At 50.2% G+C, this 17166-nt stretch carries 17 protein-coding genes, 1 pseudogene and 1 other annotated feature; of the genes and pseudogenes, 4 read left to right on the forward strand and 14 right to left on the reverse strand.

Features of this window, described 5'->3' with window-relative positions:
• The first annotated feature begins 57 nt into the window (after positions 1-57).
• A complete protein-coding gene (gene galE / locus OK023_RS05525) occupies positions 58-1074 on the forward strand; it encodes a UDP-glucose 4-epimerase GalE (RefSeq protein WP_317695692.1) in 1017 nt (338 codons plus the stop codon).
• Positions 1075-1218: 144 nt separating this feature from the next.
• On the opposite strand, the pseudogene OK023_RS05530 reads toward galE, so the two are convergent.
• Positions 1219-1436 (reverse strand): annotated as a pseudogene (locus OK023_RS05530) (Rid family hydrolase); the annotation flags it as partial.
• Between the two features lie 323 nt (positions 1437-1759).
• On the opposite strand from OK023_RS05530, the gene gndA reads away from it, so the two are divergent.
• Positions 1760-3166: an NADP-dependent phosphogluconate dehydrogenase gene (gndA, locus tag OK023_RS05535; protein ID WP_317695694.1), complete on the forward strand. Its 1407-nt coding sequence runs from the start codon at positions 1760-1762 to the stop codon at positions 3164-3166.
• Positions 3167-3232: 66 nt separating this feature from the next.
• On the opposite strand, the gene hisIE is transcribed toward gndA, so the two are convergent.
• The 9 genes from hisIE to hisL form a co-directional block, all read right to left on the reverse strand.
• Positions 3233-3847 (reverse strand): bifunctional phosphoribosyl-AMP cyclohydrolase/phosphoribosyl-ATP diphosphatase HisIE, encoded by a 615-nt coding sequence (gene hisIE / locus OK023_RS05540; protein WP_317695697.1) that lies wholly within the window; start codon positions 3845-3847, stop codon positions 3233-3235.
• Positions 3841-4617, reverse strand: coding sequence for an imidazole glycerol phosphate synthase subunit HisF (hisF, locus tag OK023_RS05545; protein WP_317695700.1), 777 nt, complete (start codon positions 4615-4617; stop codon positions 3841-3843). Before hisF ends, hisIE begins: the two co-directional genes overlap by 7 nt.
• Positions 4599-5336, reverse strand: coding sequence for a 1-(5-phosphoribosyl)-5-[(5-phosphoribosylamino)methylideneamino]imidazole-4-carboxamide isomerase (hisA, locus tag OK023_RS05550; RefSeq protein ID WP_317695703.1), 738 nt, complete (start codon positions 5334-5336; stop codon positions 4599-4601). The genes hisF and hisA overlap by 19 nt, the downstream gene beginning before the upstream one ends.
• A 5-nt stretch (positions 5337-5341) precedes the next feature.
• Complete coding sequence (gene hisH, locus OK023_RS05555) at positions 5342-5932, reverse strand: imidazole glycerol phosphate synthase subunit HisH (protein WP_317695705.1); 591 nt, start codon at positions 5930-5932, stop codon at positions 5342-5344.
• On the reverse strand, positions 5932-6999 hold the full coding sequence (hisB, locus tag OK023_RS05560; protein ID WP_317695707.1) for a bifunctional histidinol-phosphatase/imidazoleglycerol-phosphate dehydratase HisB: 1068 nt from the start codon (positions 6997-6999) through the stop codon (positions 5932-5934). Before hisB ends, hisH begins: the two co-directional genes overlap by 1 nt.
• An 8-nt stretch (positions 7000-7007) precedes the next feature.
• The gene (hisC, locus tag OK023_RS05565) at positions 7008-8072 is read right to left on the reverse strand and encodes a histidinol-phosphate transaminase (RefSeq protein WP_317695709.1); all 1065 of its coding nucleotides are present in this window, start codon (positions 8070-8072) and stop codon (positions 7008-7010) included.
• On the reverse strand, positions 8069-9376 hold the full coding sequence (gene hisD / locus OK023_RS05570; RefSeq protein WP_317695711.1) for a histidinol dehydrogenase: 1308 nt from the start codon (positions 9374-9376) through the stop codon (positions 8069-8071). The genes hisC and hisD overlap by 4 nt, the downstream gene beginning before the upstream one ends.
• 4 nt (positions 9377-9380) lie before the next feature.
• Complete coding sequence (hisG, locus tag OK023_RS05575; RefSeq protein WP_317695713.1) at positions 9381-10280, reverse strand: ATP phosphoribosyltransferase; 900 nt, start codon at positions 10278-10280, stop codon at positions 9381-9383.
• Positions 10281-10352: 72 nt separating this feature from the next.
• Positions 10353-10489, reverse strand: a sequence feature (His leader region).
• Positions 10465-10512, reverse strand: a complete 48-nt coding sequence (gene hisL / locus OK023_RS05580; RefSeq protein ID WP_187495778.1) for a his operon leader peptide — start codon at positions 10510-10512, stop codon at positions 10465-10467. It overlaps the preceding feature by 25 nt.
• A 285-nt stretch (positions 10513-10797) precedes the next feature.
• Between hisL and OK023_RS05585 the strand changes: the two genes are divergently transcribed.
• Positions 10798-11622 carry an SDR family oxidoreductase gene (locus OK023_RS05585; protein WP_317695715.1) on the forward strand — a complete coding sequence of 275 codons (825 nt, stop codon included), beginning with the start codon at positions 10798-10800 and terminating at the stop codon, positions 11620-11622.
• 38 nt (positions 11623-11660) lie between these two features.
• Here the strand turns inward: OK023_RS05585 and rimO are convergent, their stop codons facing one another.
• From rimO to OK023_RS05605, 4 genes are all read right to left on the reverse strand, one after another.
• Complete coding sequence (gene rimO, locus OK023_RS05590) at positions 11661-12992, reverse strand: 30S ribosomal protein S12 methylthiotransferase RimO (RefSeq protein ID WP_317695718.1); 1332 nt, start codon at positions 12990-12992, stop codon at positions 11661-11663.
• Between the two features lie 244 nt (positions 12993-13236).
• Positions 13237-14217, reverse strand: coding sequence for a magnesium and cobalt transport protein CorA (locus OK023_RS05595; protein ID WP_317695720.1), 981 nt, complete (start codon positions 14215-14217; stop codon positions 13237-13239).
• Between the two features lie 4 nt (positions 14218-14221).
• Positions 14222-14647 (reverse strand): GNAT family N-acetyltransferase, encoded by a 426-nt coding sequence (locus OK023_RS05600; protein WP_317695722.1) that lies wholly within the window; start codon positions 14645-14647, stop codon positions 14222-14224.
• A 204-nt stretch (positions 14648-14851) separates the two neighbouring features.
• Positions 14852-15472, reverse strand: a complete 621-nt coding sequence (locus OK023_RS05605; RefSeq protein ID WP_317695724.1) for a glutathione S-transferase — start codon at positions 15470-15472, stop codon at positions 14852-14854.
• Between the two features lie 429 nt (positions 15473-15901).
• Between OK023_RS05605 and OK023_RS05610 the strand changes: the two genes are divergently transcribed.
• Entirely contained in the window at positions 15902-17098 is a 1197-nt protein-coding gene (locus OK023_RS05610; RefSeq protein ID WP_317695726.1) for a serine hydrolase, read from the forward strand.
• The last annotated feature ends 68 nt before the right edge of the window (positions 17099-17166 follow it).

The following is a 17166-nucleotide window of genomic DNA, read 5'->3' on the forward strand; positions in this document are numbered from 1 at the left end:
TGTAGGTCACTGCTGTTTTATTAGTTTCGACGTTCAAGGACATTTTGAGGAGTAATAATGGCAATTTTAGTCACCGGTGGCGCCGGTTATATTGGTTCTCATACGGTTTTGGCCCTGCTCGAACGGGGAGATGATGTGGTGGTGTTAGATAACCTCTCGAACTCTTCTGAGGAGTCACTGCACCGAGTGGAACAGCTGACGAATAAGACTTCCATCTTCTACCAAGGAGATGTCCAAGATGCTGAATGCTTGAACCGTATTTTTCAAGGCCACAAGATCACCGCAGTGATCCACTTTGCCGGATTGAAAGCTGTAGGGGAGTCAACCCGTAAACCGCTTGAGTATTACCAGAATAATGTTACCGGCACGTTGGTACTGTTGGAGGAAATGCGCCGAGCTGGGGTACATCAGTTTATCTTCAGTTCTTCCGCAACGGTATACGGCACGCCAGAACAGATCCCTCTGGTTGAAACTTCTCGTCTTGGTGGAACGACAAGCCCTTACGGTACTTCCAAATTAATGGTTGAACAGATACTGCAAGATTTCGCCAAGGCCGAACCTGCATTTTCTATCACCGCACTACGCTATTTTAATCCGGTAGGGGCACATGAGTCCGGCCGGATTGGCGAAGACCCCAATGGTATTCCAAACAACCTAGTACCATACATCTCGCAAGTTGCGATTGGTAAGTTAGATAAGTTATCGGTTTTTGGTAATGACTACCCAACTCCCGATGGCACCGGTATTCGAGACTATATCCACGTGATGGATCTGGCCGAAGGGCACTTGAAAGCCATTGATCACATTAACGACCAAAAAGGCTTTGTGGTTTATAACCTTGGAACAGGGAAGGGATACTCGGTGTTGGATATTTTGCACGCATTCGAGAAAGTATCTGGGTGCCAAGTTGCTTATCAGATAGTTCCCCGTCGCGCTGGTGATATTGCTGAGTACTGGTCAAACCCTGCATTGGCTGCAGAAAAGTTAGGCTGGCGTGCAAAACGCGATCTAGACGTGATGATGCGTGATACTTGGAATTGGCAGAAAAATAATCCACGAGGATATAGCCGATAACTGATGCACAGGTCATGTTGCTTAATGAACCGTTATGCTTCCAACGTCCCCAGAAACCGTTATCAAGGTAGAAATTTTGAACATAGGCATGCCATATTCATGACTCTCTGCCTTGATGGTTAGGAGGTTGGAACCATTTTTCCTTTAAGCCAGGGTAAAAGAGGTATTATGAGATAGCCGCACAGAAGCATTGGTACTGTTCGGTGTCCAGGAAGCTTCAATCTCAATTCTGGCATCTTTAGGCAGGCGAGCTACTTCAATACAGAAGCGAGCTGGGAAAGATGCCCTATATTTTAAAAAAGCCTCATAAACAGAGTTAACCACTGAAAATCATTCAGGTATTTTACGAATACTGTTGTTTTAGGCTGTATCTTAATAAATATCCTAGGTGTTTATTTTTATATGCCCTTCATTCTTCAAGTTGCATGTGTATTGGCTTCCCTCGTTCCCCCCCAGTCACTTACTTGAGTAAGCTCCTGGGGATTCTGAAATAGGTTTATCAGCCCATGGTCTAACTATGTGTGAACAAGATTTCTCAGTTGTGTATGAAATTTTGACATAACCTGTTCTATCGCACCAATCACTATCCAGTGGCCTCTATCCTGAGTTAACATGTGCACCACATCAAAAAAACCTGTAGGCCGTGAGCCGTGATACAGGTGTTATCCTCAGACAGGAGTTCCTAATGTCCAAACAACAGATCGGCGTTGTCGGCATGGCGGTGATGGGCCGCAATCTGGCATTGAACATCGAAAGTCGTGGTTATACTGTTTCCATCTTTAACCGTTCAGGTGACAAAACTGACGAGGTTATTGCTGAAAATCCGGGTAAAAACCTGGTTCCGTATTATACCGTCGAAGAGTTTGTCGAATCACTGGAAAAGCCGCGCCGTATCTTGCTGATGGTGAAAGCAGGTGAAGCCACAGACAAGACGATAGCCTCTTTGACTCCGCATCTGGAAAAAGGCGACATCCTGATCGACGGGGGAAATACTTACTATCAGGACACCATTCGCCGTAACCGCGAACTGTCTGCTCAGGGCTTCAACTTTATTGGTACCGGCGTTTCCGGTGGCGAAGAAGGGGCACTGAAAGGGCCTTCTATCATGCCCGGCGGCCAGAAAGAAGCGTACGAGCTGGTAGCCCCAATCCTGAAAAAAATTGCGGCAGTGGCAGAAGGTGAGCCTTGCGTAGCCTATATCGGTGCTGATGGTGCTGGCCACTATGTGAAGATGGTGCACAACGGTATTGAATACGGCGACATGCAGCTGATCGCAGAAGCTTACTCCTTGCTGAAGCAAGCGCTGAATCTCAGCAACGAGCAGTTGGCGGAAACCTTTGCCGAATGGAACAAGGGTGAGCTGAATAGCTACCTGATCGACATCACTAAAGACATCTTCACCAAGAAAGACGAAGAGGGTAAATATCTGGTTGATGTGATCCTGGACGAAGCCGCTAATAAAGGCACCGGCAAATGGACCAGCCAGAGTTCGTTAGATCTGGGTGAACCCCTTTCGCTGATCACCGAATCGGTGTTCGCGCGTTATCTGTCTTCTCTGAAACAGCAGCGTGTTGCCGCTTCTAAAGTTTTGACCGGGCCTAAAGTTGCTGCGTTCAGCGGTGACAAAGCCGAGTTTGTGGAAAAAGTGCGCCGCGCACTGTATCTGGGCAAAATCGTTTCTTATGCGCAGGGGTTCTCTCAGTTAAAAGCTGCTTCTAAGGAGAACAACTGGGATCTGAACTATGGTGAAATTGCCAAGATTTTCCGTGCTGGTTGTATTATCCGTGCCCAGTTCTTGCAGAAGATCACCGATGCTTATGCTGAGAATGCCGATATTGCTAACCTGCTGCTGGCACCTTACTTCAAGCAGATTGCCGATGAATACCAGCAAGCCCTGCGTGATGTAGTGTCTTATGCGGTGCAGAACGGTATTCCAACGCCAACCTTCTCTGCGGCGATTGCCTACTACGACAGCTACCGCTCGGCAGTGCTGCCAGCCAACCTGATCCAGGCTCAGCGTGACTACTTCGGTGCGCACACTTACAAGCGTACCGATAAAGAAGGCGTGTTCCATACTGAATGGATGGAATAAGCACTAGGGTATAAAAAAACCGCCGAGGTTAACGCCCGGCGGTTTTTTATTGCCTGAAAAGCAGAGTTACTTCTGATGCCTTTCGCGCAGGCGACTAATCACCTTGCTCAAGTCTAGATCCTGATCCTGTAGCAGTACCAACAGGTGGTAAATCAGGTCCGAAGCCTCGTTGGTCAACTCTTCACGGTCGTTTACCGTGGCGGCCAAGGCGGTTTCAACCCCTTCTTCACCCACCTTCTGCGCAATACGCTTGGTGCCGCTGGCATACAGCTTGGCGGTGTAAGAGCTATCCGGGCTGGCGGTTTTACGCTCGGCCAGTAATTGCTCTAGCTGATACAGGAAGCCCCAATCGCTGGCTGCCGGGTGGAAGCAACTGTTATTGCCCAAATGGCAGGTAGGGCCGACAGGTTTGGCCAGGATCAGCAGGGTATCGTTATCACAGTCTGGCGTAATGCTGACCACGTTAAGGACATTGCCCGAGCTTTCACCTTTGGTCCACAGGCGTTGCTTAGTACGTGAGAAAAACGTCACCTTGCCGCTCTGTTCTGTCACGGCTAGGGCTTCGCGATCCATATAACCCAGCATGAGTACTTCACCAGAGACGGCGTGTTGAACGATTACCGGCAGCAGATTGCCGGTTTTTTCCCAGTCCAGCTTGTTTTTCTGTTCTTCTGTTAACACACGCGAATCTCCACACCTAACTCCGTCAGGAACCTTTTCAGTTCACCAATATTAATGACTTGCTTATGGAATACCGAAGCCGCCAGTGCACCGTCTACGTTGGCTTCGCGGAAGGCGTCCAGGAAGTGCTCCATGGTGCCAGCACCGCCGGAGGCGATCAGTGGCACTTGGCACACTTCACGTACCAGCTTGAGCTGTTCCAAGTCATAGCCATTGCGTACGCCGTCTTGGTTCATCATATTAAGCACGATTTCACCGGCACCACGCTTCTGCACTTCCTGTACCCAATCGAGAGTTTGCCATTCTGTTACCCGAGTACGGCTCTCATCCCCGGTGTACTGGTTGACATGATATTTGCCCGTTGCCTCTTCATACCAGGTGTCAATCCCGACCACGATACACTGCACACCAAAACGATCTGCCAAACGGCTGATCAGCGTCGGGTCAGCCAGCGCCGGGGAATTGATAGAGATTTTGTCTGCGCCGAAAGAGAGAATCTGGCTGGCGTCTTCGGCACTTTTAATCCCTCCAGCAACACAAAACGGAATATCAATAACCTCCGCTACACGTGATACCCAGCTTTTATCCACCACGCGGCCATCGCTAGATGCGGTGATATCATAAAACACTAGCTCGTCGGCACCTTCCTGTGCATAGCGCTGGGCCAATGGCACGATATCGCCAATAATTTCATGGTTGCGGAATTGCACGCCTTTAACCACTTGCCCGTCTTTTACGTCCAGACAGGGAATTATCCGTTTTGCCAGCATGCAATAGCCTCCTCGACGCTGAACTTATTCTCCAGCAGGGCACGTCCCACGATCACACCGTTAACGCCACTGCCGCGAAGTTGGGCAATGTCGTCCAGATTACCGATACCGCCAGACGCCTGGAAGGCGATCTGTGGGTAACGCTGGCATACTTCCCGATACAATGCCACGTTGGAGCCAGACAATGTGCCATCACGCGAAATATCGGTGCACAGGACATGTTTCAGGCCGAAAGGTAGATGCTGTTCAACCACCTGTTCTAGCGTGGTATTCGAGTTTTCTTGCCAGCCGCTGATGGCAACGTGCTTGTTGCCAGCCGCATCTATACGAACATCCAGTGCCAACACCATGGCATCGGCACCGTAGCGCTTAAACCATTCTTGCACTATTTCCGGCTGTTTCACGGCGGTGGAACCAATCACCACGCGGGTTGCTCCGGCTTCCAACAGAGCAGAAACGTCTTGTTCATTGCGGATGCCGCCGCCAACCTGAACAGGGACGTTCACGCCTGCCAATAACTTGCGCAGCAAGGGGATCTGTCGTGCGGCCGGATCCTTGGCACCGGTAAGATCGACTAGATGCAAGACTTGTGCGCCTTGTTGCTGGTAATCCTGCAAACGCGGCAATGGATCGTTACCGTAGTCGCGTTTTTGTTCGTAGTCGCCCTGATGCAGGCGCACAACGTTACCGTCAATCAAGTCCAAAGCGGGAATAATCATGCTGCCTACATCTCCAGAAAGTTTTTCAACAGTTGAGCTCCAGCCCTGCCAGAACGCTCGGGATGAAACTGCACGCCAAAGAAGTTGTCTTTTTGCACGGCGGCGGTGAAGGGTTCGCCGTAGTCTGCCTGGGCGATGGTGCTTGTGCATATCGGCATTGCATAGCTATGAACGAAGTAGAAGTAAGCACCGTCCTCGATGCCACGGAACAGGTGGTTACCCGCATGAGACGTTATCTGGTTCCAACCCATGTGTGGCAAAGGCAGGCCCAAATTGGTCATCTGTTTTACCGGCGTATTAATCATCCCCAGCGTTTTGATCCCGCCACTTTCTTCGCTGCTTTCAGCCAGTAATTGCATACCTAGGCAAATGCCCAACACGGGTTGGGTACAGGCTTTAATCAAGTCGATCAGTTCACGCTGCTCCAACTGCGCCATAGCCGCCTGCGCGGTGCCGACACCGGGCAAAAACAGTTTATCGGCACGCAGCACGATCTCCGGGGCACGGCTCACTTCTGGCCGGTAGCCTAAGCGTTGAACCGCATAGGTAACGGAAGCGAGGTTGGCACATCCGGTATCCAGGATCACCACATTCATTACAACACTCCTTTCGAGCTTGGCAGTGTGTTGCCTTCGACCCGGATGGCTTGGCGCAATGTGCGACCAAACACCTTGAACAGGCTTTCGACGCGGTGATGATCGTTTCTGCCTTTGGTTTTCAGGTGCAGGGTGCAGGCCATTGAGTAAGAGAGCGAGCGGAAGAAGTGCTCGACCATTTCAGTGCTGAGGTCGCCCACGCGCTGATAGTTGAATTCCGCCTTGTATTCCAAGTGTGGGCGTCCAGAGATGTCCAGAGCACAACGCGCCAGGCATTCATCCATCGGTAATACGAAGCCGAAGCGTGCAATACCGCGTTTGTCACCCAACGCTTTGCTGAGTGCTTCACCCAGTGCTAGCCCGGTGTCTTCCACCGTGTGGTGATCGTCGATGTACAAATCCCCATTCACCTGAATATCCATGCGAAAGCCGCCATGAGTGGCGATCTGATCCAGCATATGATCGAAGAAACCGACGCCGGTTTTGATCTTGCTGCCGCCTTCGCGATCTAGCCAGACATTCACGTCAATCTGTGTCTCTTTGGTGACGCGGTTTACGTGCGCGTGACGATCGCGTTTGGTCAACTGATCGGTAATTGTTTTCCAACCTAGCGTTTGGCGCTGATAGAGCAAACCCTGGATGCCCATATTGTTGGCTAGCTGAATATCGGTCTGGCGATCGCCAATCACATAGCAATTGGCAACATCCATTACGCCCGGTGCCAAGTAACCTTTGACCATCGCGATTTTCGGCTTACGGCATTCGCAGTTATCTTCCGGCTTGTGCGGGCAGATCAGAATATCTTCGAATTTGACCCCTTGCGAACTGAGGATCTGCATCATCAGATTGTGCGGAGGATCGAAAGTTTCCTGCGGGAAGCTGGCGGTGCCGAGGCCATCCTGATTGGTGATCATCACCAGAGTGAAACCCGCCTGCTGTAAAGCCAGCAGGGCAGGGATCACATCCGGCTCCAGTGCCAGTTTGTCCAGGCGATCTACTTGAAAATCTTCTGGTGGTTCAGCAATCAGTGTGCCGTCACGGTCAATAAAAAGAAATTTCTGGCTCACATGGGCTCCTATGCACCGGGTAAAGTATTGAGGGCATCGACGACGCGCTGGCATTCATTACGGGTGCCTATGGTGATACGCAGGCAACCGGAAAGGCTAGGCTGTTTATTTTGGTCTCTCAGGATAATTCCCTGGTCCCATAGGGTTTTAAATACCGTACTCGAGGCGAAAAAGCGTACCAGCAGGTAGTTGCTTTCGCTGCTGAAGACCTTTTCCACACAGGCACACCCCTGTAACGCCTGCTGCAGCCAACTGCGATTTGCCGCGATCTCTGCTACTCGCTGGCGCATAACGCGGATCCCCTCATCGCTCAATGCTTGGGCGGCGATATCGGCAACCGGGGTAGAGAGTGGATAAGGAGCGATCACTTTCAGCAGCAGGGTGATCACTTCCTCATTAGCCAGCGTAAAGCCGCAACGCAGACCCGCCAGCGCAAAGGCTTTCGACAATGTGCGCAATACCACCAGATGCGGATAATCTTTCAACCAGCCAGCCACCGACGCTTGCGGGCAGAATTCGATATAGGCTTCGTCAATGGCAACGATCGCTTTACCCTTGGCCATGTCCAACAGCGCACGCAGGTCATTAGGATCCAGCAGATTACCCGTTGGGTTATTCGGGCTGCAGGCGTAGATCAGTTTTACATTGTCCAGGCTGGCGGCAATGGCCGGTAAATCGAGCTGCCAATCCTGCTTGGCGGCAACGGTACGGCGCTCCACACCGAACGTTTCGGCGCTGACGGCGTACATGCCATAGGTCGGCGGGCAGAACAGAATGGCGTCCTTGCCGGGTTCACAGAAGGCACGGATCAGTAATTCGATGCCCTCATCTGCACCACGGCTGACGAGTACCTGCTCCTTATTGACACCGGCGTAAGCGGCGTAGCGCTCAATCACCAGTGCAGGCTGACACTCCGGATAGCGGTTGAAAGTCTGGGAGGTCAGTTGGAACGCCGGGGCAACCGGGTATTCGTTGGCATTCAACCATACGTCACCCTTGCCACCTAAACGCCGTGCCGACTGATACGGCGTCAGCTCGCGCACGTTTTTACGTGCTAATTCTTCAATGCTCATGCTTGCTCCTTCAGCGCGGCAACACGTAAGGTTACGGCGTTCTTGTGGGCGATCAGCTGTTCGGCGGCCGCCAGAATTTCAATGGTGGGTGCCAGAGTCATAAACCCTTGTGGAGTCAGTTCCTGCACTGTCATACGCTTTTGGAAATCCGCCAAACCCAGGCTGGAACAGGTGGCAGTATAGCCATAGGTCGGAAGCACGTGGTTGGTGCCTGAGGCATAATCTCCGGCAGATTCAGGTGACCAGTCGCCAAGGAACACTGAACCAGCACTGGTGACGCTCTCGACCAGTTGGCGTGCATTGCGGGTCTGGATGATCAGGTGTTCCGGACCATACTGGTTGCTGATGGCTACACACTCTGCCAAATCTTGCGCGACGATCAATCGGCTGCTTGCCAGAGCTTGGCGAGCGGTTTCTGCACGAGGTAACTGTGCCAACTGCCGTTCGACCGCTACCGCTACTGCTTCTGCCATGACGGCATCGGGTGTTAACAGAATGACCTGCGAGTCTGGGCCATGTTCGGCCTGAGAGAGCAGATCGGACGCCACAAACGCCGGGTTTGCACCACTATCGGCAATGACCAATACTTCGGAAGGGCCGGCGGGCATGTCGATCGCTGCACCATCAAGTCGTTGGCTGATTTGGCGTTTGGCTTCGGTAACGAATGCGTTGCCTGGCCCGAAAATTTTGTCCACTCTTGGCACCGAGTCTGTACCGAATGCCATGGCGGCAATCGCCTGTGCGCCGCCAACCTGAAAGACTTCTTCTACGCCACAGAGCTTGGCGGCATAAAGAATTTCATCGGCGATGGGTGGCGGAGAGCACAGCACCACACGGCGACAACCGGCAATGCGTGCAGGCGTAGCCAACATCAATACGGTTGAGAACAGTGGCGCAGATCCACCCGGGATATACAGGCCAACCGAATCAATCGGGCGCGTGACTTGTTGGCAGCGCACACCTGGCATTGTCTCCACATCCACGGGTGGTAACTTTTGCGCATTGTGGAAGGTTTCCACGTTGGCAACGGCAACGGCCATGGCTTGCTTAATCTCTTCGCCTAAACGTGCGCAGGCCTGTTCAATCTGTTCGGCCGTGACGCGCAATGCGGCAACCTCGGCCTTGTCAAATTTGGCGCTGTATTCACGCAGGGCACTGTCACCCTGGGTTTTCACGTTGTCGAGGATCTCGCGCACCGTGCGGGTAATATTGTCCGAAGCGGAGATTGCCGGACGCATGAGCAGTTCAGCACGCTGTTCGGCGCTGCAACTGGCCCAATTGACGACGGTATTGAAGCTAGGCATGGCGTTACTCCATCATCTTCTCGATTGGCAGAACCAGGATAGAACTGGCACCCAGAGCCTTCAGTTTTTCCATGGTTTCCCAGAACAGGGTTTCACTACTGACCATGTGCATGGCGACGCGATTCTGCGAACCAGCCAGTGGCAGAATAGTTGGGCGTTCCGCTCCTGGCAGTAGCCCGATAATCTCGTCCAGACGTTCGCTGGGTGCGTGCAGCATGATGTACTTGGACTCACGGGCCTGGATCACCCCTTGGATACGGGTCATCAAGCGGTCTATCAGTTGCTGCTTAGCTTCCGGCATTTCACCGTCGCGTTGGATCAGGCAGGCTTTGGAGCGGTAAATCACTTCGACTTCCCGCAGGCCGTTGGCTTCCAAGGTTGCGCCGGTAGAGACCAGATCGCAGATGGCATCAGCCAAACCCGCACGAGGTGCCACTTCCACTGAACCGTTCAGCAAGCAGGATTTAAAACGAACACCTTGCTTATCAAGGTACTGCTTGAGCAGGTGCGGGTAAGAGGTTGCAATACGTGCGTTTTGTAGGCTCTGTGGACCGGAATATTCACTGTCCAGCGGGGCGGCCAGTGAAAGACGACAACCACCAAAGTCCAGACGGCGTAACATGTAGTAGCGTGGATCTTCACCTTGGGCGCGGCGATTGAGGAGTTCTTCTTCCAGCACGTTCTCGCCAATGATGCCGAGATCGACCACGCCATCCATCACTAGGCCTGGGATATCGTCGTCGCGTACGCGCAGGATATCGATCGGCATATTCTCTGCGAAGGCGATCAGACGTTGCTGTTGCAGGTTGATTTTAATACCGCAGCGGGCCAGCAGTTCTTGAGAGTTTTCACTCAAGCGTCCTGATTTCTGCATTGCTATCCGTAAACGTGTTTTATCCAACATGGTAACCTCGGTTTAATCTGTAATTTTATGAATTTATTATAAAAAACTAACTCTTTGCCTGTCTGGAACCCCAAAAAAAAGCCCTCGGAAGATATCTTCCGAGGGCTTTCTCTCTTGCGTTTTTACGTTCTACGCGCCACTGGAAGATTCAATAACTGTCTTCCAGCACACATCGCCCGAAAGACTAGTCAGGGTGATGGTGATGATGGTGGTTGAACTGGACGCGAATCATGATGTTTCTCTTTAAATTAAGCCAGCCAATGCTGAGTTGGTGATTAAGCTAAACTATCCTTGGTATCACTTGCAACTCTTTTTTGAAGATTTAATTTTAACGCATTGAAAAATTTAAATTATTAACTGGATGTAGGCTGTATTACTTAATTGACAGCGGCGTTAACGTGAAATTCAGGAACACAGTCTCGTTTTTACCTAACCTTAATGTGAACTGATTGTATCACCTTGCGCAGTGGCGTAGCCTTAAGCTGCTGAGCGTTGCGGTCTTCATGAGAGGAAACCAATGAAAAAAGTTGCCATTATTGGCCTGGGGTGGTTGGGGATGCCGTTGGCTTTATCGTTAATGAACCGCGGGTTTGAAGTGGTTGGCAGTAAAACGACACCAGACGGCGTAGAAGCAGCGCGCATGAGTGGTATTGAATGCTATCAGCTTGAGCTGACGCCAGAATTGATTTGCGATGCAGGGGACCTGGAACGACTACTGTACGCAGATGTGTTAGTAGTTACCCTACCTGCTCGGCGAACTGTTGAAGGTAGCGAGGGTTACTTTCATGCGGTACGCATGCTGGTAGATAGTGCGATAGCTTTTGGTGTTCCGCATATTATTTTTACCAGCTCGACGTCGGTTTATGGTGAAACAACAGGTACGGTACGCGAAGATTCACCGCTCAATCCGGTAACGCCTTCAGGGCGAGTGTTGGCTGAACTGGAAATGTGGCTACATAAATTACCCAATACTTCGGTCGATATTTTGCGACTTGCCGGGTTGGTGGGGGCGGATCGCCATCCTGGGCGTTTTCTGGCGGGTAAAGTGGATGTAAAAGGGGGAGGGCAAGGGGTTAACCTAGTGCATCAGGATGACGTGATTGCGGCCATCCAACTGTTGCTGAAACTGCCAAAAGGGGGCCACATCTATAATCTTTGTGCTCCACGCCATCCGACCAAACGTGAGTTTTACCCGGGGCTGGCTGAGCTGTTGCATTTGCAACCGCCGCAGTTTGCTGAAGGTGGTGAAGAAGAAGGGCGGCTGGTGGATGGTAGCCGCATTTGCAGAGAGCTGGGATTTGAATATCAACATCCAGACCCAGCACGTATGCCGGTAAGCTGATGCCGATCACAGGGCTGCGATAGCGGCCCTGTGACAGGTTAGACCCGAGAACCCCAAAGATCGTACTCGTCGGCATTTTCGATTTTTACTTTGACAATATCGCCAACCTTCACAGCCGTTTCACCGTTCAGATAGACTGCCCCATCAATTTCTGGTGCATCAGCCATGCTCCGGCCAATTGCGCCTTCTTGATCGACTTCGTCGATCAACACCAACACTTCGTGGCCAATCTTATCCTGCAGACGCTGAGCAGAGATTTGTTGCTGCAACTGCATAAAGCGGTGATAGCGTTTTTCCTTTATCTCTTCCGGGACTTGATACGCCAGTTCGTTAGCGGCAGCGCCCTCTACCGGGCTGTACTTGAAACAGCCAACGCGATCCAGTTTTGCTTCTTTGAGGAAATCCAGCAGCATCTGGAAATCTTCTTCAGTTTCACCAGGGAAACCAACGATGAAAGTAGAGCGTAGCGTCAACTCCGGGCAGATTTCACGCCAGCGTTTGATGCGTTCCAACGTACGCTCCACAGAACCAGGGCGCTTCATGAGCTTGAGGATTTTCGGGCTGGCATGCTGCAGTGGGATATCCAGATAAGGCAGAATTTTGCCTGCGGCCATTAATGGGATCACTTCATCTACGTGTGGGTAAGGATAAACGTAGTGTAGGCGGACCCAGACACCCAAGCTGGAAAGCTGCTCACATAGGCTTACCATGCTGGTTTTTACCGGCTGACCATTCCAAAAACCGGTACGATGCTTAATATCTACCCCATAGGCTGAAGTATCTTGCGAAATCACCAAGAGTTCTTTTACTCCAGCGTCGACCAGACGTTTGGCTTCATCCAACACGGAGCCAATTGGGCGACTGTCTAAATCACCGCGCATTGAAGGGATGATGCAGAACGTACAGCGGTGGTTACAGCCTTCAGAAATCTTCAGGTAGGCGTAGTGCTTTGGTGTCAGCTTCACACCCTGCGCCGGTACCAGGCTGGTAAAAGGGTTATGCTCCGGTTTCGGAACATATTGGTGAACATGGGATAAAACCTGTTCATAGCTGTGCGGCCCGGTAATTTCCAATACCTTGGGGTGCACTTCACGGATCTGGTTTTCTTTGGCGCCCAGACAACCGGTCACAATCACCTTACCGTTCTCGGTCAATGCTTCACCGATCGCTTCTAGCGATTCTTGTACGGCACTATCGATGAAACCGCATGTGTTGACGATCACCAGTTCGGCATCATCATAACGTGGTACCACCTGATAACCTTCATTACGCAATTCAGTCAGGATCCGTTCAGAATCAACAAGGTTTTTTGGACAACCGAGTGAAACAAAGCCTATACGGGGGGCTTTAGGGGACATATTCTGTGACATAGCTCAATCCAAAGAAGAAACGGACGGATTTTACACTTGAGCAACGCGAAATTACACCGTTAATGTGCACAGGCATAAATAAAAGGGTATGTACTCGTCACACTTTAAGCTGCACGGGGGCTGCGACAAGCAGCCGCGTGTTTGTCATGCAACTCGAATTATTTAGCGTTTATATTCTTTATGAAAGCATGAGGAGCTTAAGCGACCAGGGATACAGGCCGCATTTTGCGGACAGAAGTTGTTGCTACAACCAGCTGGAACGTTTGAGTTTTTTGTATAGAAAAATACAGCCGGCAACCGTAACGCCTAACGTGGCGTGATAGGCCCAAGGGAACTTTAGCTCCGGCATATCGGCGAAGTTCATCCCGTACAGGCTGAAGATAACCGTAGGTATGGCTAGGATCGCCCCCCATCCAGCCAAGCGCTTTACCACCTCGTTTTGTTTGACTGTGACCAGTGCCAGATTCACGTGCATAGCGTTGGTCAACATTTCCCGCATATCGTCTAACGTTGTGGCTACCTGCCTGGCATGATCTTGCACATCGCGCACATAGGCTCGCAACTCTTTATGGATCACGTCTTCATGCAAATGGATAAGCTGATTACAGATCTCATCCATAGGTAGCGCGGCATTACGCAGCCCTAGCAGATGACGGCGCAGGTTGTAGACGTTTTCGATAGCGGATGCGTCAAACTCTGATCTGAACATACTGGATTCAATGCTTTCGATCATCCCTTCGAATTTGCCGACGATGTGACGGTAATTATCGACGATGAAATCCAGCACTGAGTACATTGCAAATCCTGGTCCGTGGCATAATTGCTTTGGGTTTTCCTCCACTTTGGCGCGGATAGGAACATAGCTGGAGGAAGCACCGTGACGCACGGTAATCAGGAAGTTTTTACCAACGAAAAAGTGAGTTTCACCGTATTCTACCTCATTATTCACCCACTGCGCTGTTTTAACTACGATAAACAGTGAGTCACCATAGGTTTCGATTTTCGGACGCTGGTGGGCGCAAAGTGCATCTTCAATGGCGAGATCGTGAAGGCCAAACTCTTGCTGGATCTTACGCATAAACGTGTCTTCAGGCTGCCACAAGCCGAGCCAGATAAAGGTACCCGGTTCTTTGACCACTTCACTGATTTCATCAATCGTGACGTCGTTCAGCCGTTTGCCTGCTTTGTAGGCAACACAATTGACGACCATTGTTTGGGCTTCCATAGCACTACCTGTGATCGGTGAGATTTTTGGTGAAGAAGTAGCGTTCATGCTCGACTGGGCAATTATGCAATATCATCTGTAATTGATATCCGAGTTTTTCGTAGAATGGCCGAGCTTGGAAGCTGAAGGTATCTACCCGAGAGAAACGACAGCCATTGGCATATGCATGTTGCTCTGCCGCTTTTATTAGCTTACTCCCCACACCTCTGCCACGTAGTGTCTCAGAAACCCATAAGAGATCGATATTCAACCACTGACCTAGTGTACTACCGGTCAACCCGGCCAACTTGTGGCCGTTATCATCTAGGAAGAATACTCCAACGTTTTTATTAAGAATTTCGCCAACAAATCTGCTGTTATAAGCTTTCAAATGGTTGCGAATTTCTTCGGCATCCTCTATCTGCAAGGTGTCTGTTACTGTGATATTCATATCGTCCTCCCTCGTCCAGTTAATTAACTTAAGCACAGTTTAAGTAAAATGCAACATATTGAAATTTCAATTAAAGCAAGGTTGATTACCAATGTCTCTAACTTGGTGGCTTCGATGAATTCAGGATGGAATTATGGGATAAAAAAGGGAGGCGGCGACGGAACCCTGCAACGAAAGCCGTTGCAGGCAAGAGACTCGTGCTAATTAGGTCAGTGGGGTCATTACCGTGCTCTGGTAAGCGGGACGTGCGCAAAGTCTTTGGTACCAACGTTCCATGTGCGGACGTGGCTGACGTTTGATCGGCATTTCAAACCAGGCATAAATAAAGCTGCCGAGTGGAATATCCCCAATACCGAATACATCCCCAGAGAGATAGGGTTGACCTGCCAACGTTTGTTCTAAAATAGTGAAATGTTGCTCTAGTTCGGTGATAGCTGCTTCAATTTTGCCCATATCGCGCTGTTCTGGTTGGGTGCGTACTATTCCTACGAAGACGGTGCGAAAGGGGACAACAATGGTTGAAATCTGCCAATCCATCCATTTTTCTGCTTGGGCTCGCACTAGAGGATCATTTGCATAAAAGGGATGCTGACCGAACTTTGCCGCTAGGTAGCGTACAATGGTATTGGATTCCCACAGTGCAAGATCATTATCTTGCAACAGAGGCACTAATCCGTTGGGATTGAGTGAGCGAAAAGTCTCTTCATCAGTTTTGCCGTAAGTGCCCCCCGCGTTAATATGAGTAAAATTTAGCCTTAACTCTGCGGCACACCAGAGTACTTTTTTTACATTGTTCGAGTTTTCACGGCCCCAAATAGTCAGCATAAACAGTTTCTTCGCGCGTTAGAGTAAAGTAGTCATATTCCTACTCTACAAAATGACTTTTGTCACCACTGGACTCATAACAGCGATCGGGACTCACATTTTCCGCTTTGGTTGTTGATGGCGTAAGGTGGGTGACTTTACCCTGTATATCAGTCATGGTGTTGAAGGTTTGCCTGACACTCTTCTCCGATGAAAACGTAGAGTTATGTAAAAATGGAGAAAGATCAGGCTAATCCCTGTAAAAATAGGTGTAATTTAATAAGCTCTTAGCTAAGGCTGTTTCAGGTTGTGCTGGCCACAATGGATAACACGTTATGTTTTGCTGTTGGCTGCATCCTTTCTAGCCACTCTCGCTAGTTGGCTTAAAACGTGAACATGTTTGAAAGTTAACGCTATTTCAATGGTTTAAATGGACATTCTGGCGACGTAATGATGAAAAAAAACTTTTCTACCCCCCTTTGTAAACTGGCCCTCAGCGTAAGCGTCATGTTATTGATTGTTCCTAGCTTGCGTGCAGCCGATGCCCCTACTGTGCCTCAGGTTGATGCTAAAGCCTATGTGCTGATGGATTACAACAGCGGCAAAATTCTGGCAGAAGGTAATGCGGATACTCGCCTAGACCCTGCAAGCTTGACTAAAATCATGTCAAGCTATGTGATTGGCCAAGCTATAAAAGCGGGTAAAATTAAACCTGACGATCTGGTCACTGTTGGTAAAGATGCTTGGGCAACCGGTAACCCGACTTTGCGCGGTTCTTCGCTGATGTTTATCAAACCAGGCGATAGAGTGCCGGTATCGGAACTGAATAAAGGCATTGTTATTCAATCAGGTAATGATGCCAGCATCGCTCTGGCAGATTTTGTGGCGGGTAGCCAAGACTCTTTTGTTGGTTTGATGAATAATTATGCAAAAGCACTTGATTTGCAAAATACGCATTTCCTGACCGTACATGGCCTGGATGCGCAAGGTCAATACAGTACTGCTCGTGATATGGCGTTACTGAGCAAGGCACTGATCCGCGACGTGCCAGACGAATATGCTATTCATAAAGAGAAAGAATATACTTTCAACAAGATCCACCAGATAAACCGTAATCGGTTGCTCTGGAATAGCAACTTGAACGTGGATGGTATTAAAACCGGTTATACCAGTGGTGCGGGACATAATCTTGTCGCTTCGGCTACCGAAGGACCGATGCGTCTGATTTCGGTAGTGCTGGGTGCTCCGAGCGACCGGATCCGTTTCAGTGAGAGTGAGAAGCTGTTGAACTGGGGGTTTCGTTTCTACGAAACAGTAACGCCGATCAAAGCCGACAAAGCGTTTGTTACCCAAAAAGTGTGGTTTGGTGACGTTGGTGAAGTTCCGTTGGGTGTTGCAGAAGATGCGGCGGTGACTATTCCCAAAGGGCAGATGAAAAACCTGAAAGCGTCCTATAAACTTAATCAGCCTACTCTGGAAGCACCACTGGCAAAAGGTCAGGCGGTGGGTACCATCGAGTTTCAGCTTGATGGCAAACTCATTGAGCAGCATCCATTAGTGGTGATGCAAGAGGTTAAAAAGGGGAACATCTTCAGCCGTATATGGGATTTTATCATGATGAAACTGAGCCAGTGGTTTGGTGGCTAATGTGCTCGCAGTGACACTTTTCTAAGGGGCCGCGAGTGGCCCTTTAAGAGTATCAATGACGTGACATG

Source organism: Serratia sp. UGAL515B_01 (genome assembly GCF_033095805.1).
Classification (GTDB): domain Bacteria; phylum Pseudomonadota; class Gammaproteobacteria; order Enterobacterales; family Enterobacteriaceae; genus Chania.

Excerpts from the sequence above, each read along its gene's own strand:
- hisC (WP_317695709.1), bottom strand. The coding sequence starts at position 8,072 with ATGAGCATTGAAGAATTAGCACGTAAAAACGTGCGCGAGCTGACGCCG.
- OK023_RS05595 (WP_317695720.1), bottom strand. The coding sequence starts at position 14,217 with ATGGAAGCCCAAACAATGGTCGTCAATTGTGTTGCCTACAAAGCAGGC.
- hisH (WP_317695705.1), bottom strand. The coding sequence starts at position 5,932 with ATGAATGTGGTGATCCTGGATACCGGATGTGCCAACCTCGCTTCCGTT.
- hisA (WP_317695703.1), bottom strand. The coding sequence starts at position 5,336 with ATGATTATTCCCGCTTTGGACTTGATTGACGGTAACGTTGTGCGCCTG.
- OK023_RS05610 (WP_317695726.1), top strand. The coding sequence starts at position 15,902 with ATGATGAAAAAAAACTTTTCTACCCCCCTTTGTAAACTGGCCCTCAGC.
- galE (WP_317695692.1), top strand. The coding sequence starts at position 58 with ATGGCAATTTTAGTCACCGGTGGCGCCGGTTATATTGGTTCTCATACG.
- hisG (WP_317695713.1), bottom strand. The coding sequence starts at position 10,280 with ATGTTGGATAAAACACGTTTACGGATAGCAATGCAGAAATCAGGACGC.
- hisF (WP_317695700.1), bottom strand. The coding sequence starts at position 4,617 with ATGCTGGCAAAACGGATAATTCCCTGTCTGGACGTAAAAGACGGGCAA.
- OK023_RS05585 (WP_317695715.1), top strand. The coding sequence starts at position 10,798 with ATGAAAAAAGTTGCCATTATTGGCCTGGGGTGGTTGGGGATGCCGTTG.
- OK023_RS05600 (WP_317695722.1), bottom strand. The coding sequence starts at position 14,647 with ATGAATATCACAGTAACAGACACCTTGCAGATAGAGGATGCCGAAGAA.
- gndA (WP_317695694.1), top strand. The coding sequence starts at position 1,760 with ATGTCCAAACAACAGATCGGCGTTGTCGGCATGGCGGTGATGGGCCGC.
- OK023_RS05605 (WP_317695724.1), bottom strand. The coding sequence starts at position 15,472 with ATGCTGACTATTTGGGGCCGTGAAAACTCGAACAATGTAAAAAAAGTA.
- rimO (WP_317695718.1), bottom strand. The coding sequence starts at position 12,992 with ATGTCACAGAATATGTCCCCTAAAGCCCCCCGTATAGGCTTTGTTTCA.
- hisD (WP_317695711.1), bottom strand. The coding sequence starts at position 9,376 with ATGCCTAGCTTCAATACCGTCGTCAATTGGGCCAGTTGCAGCGCCGAA.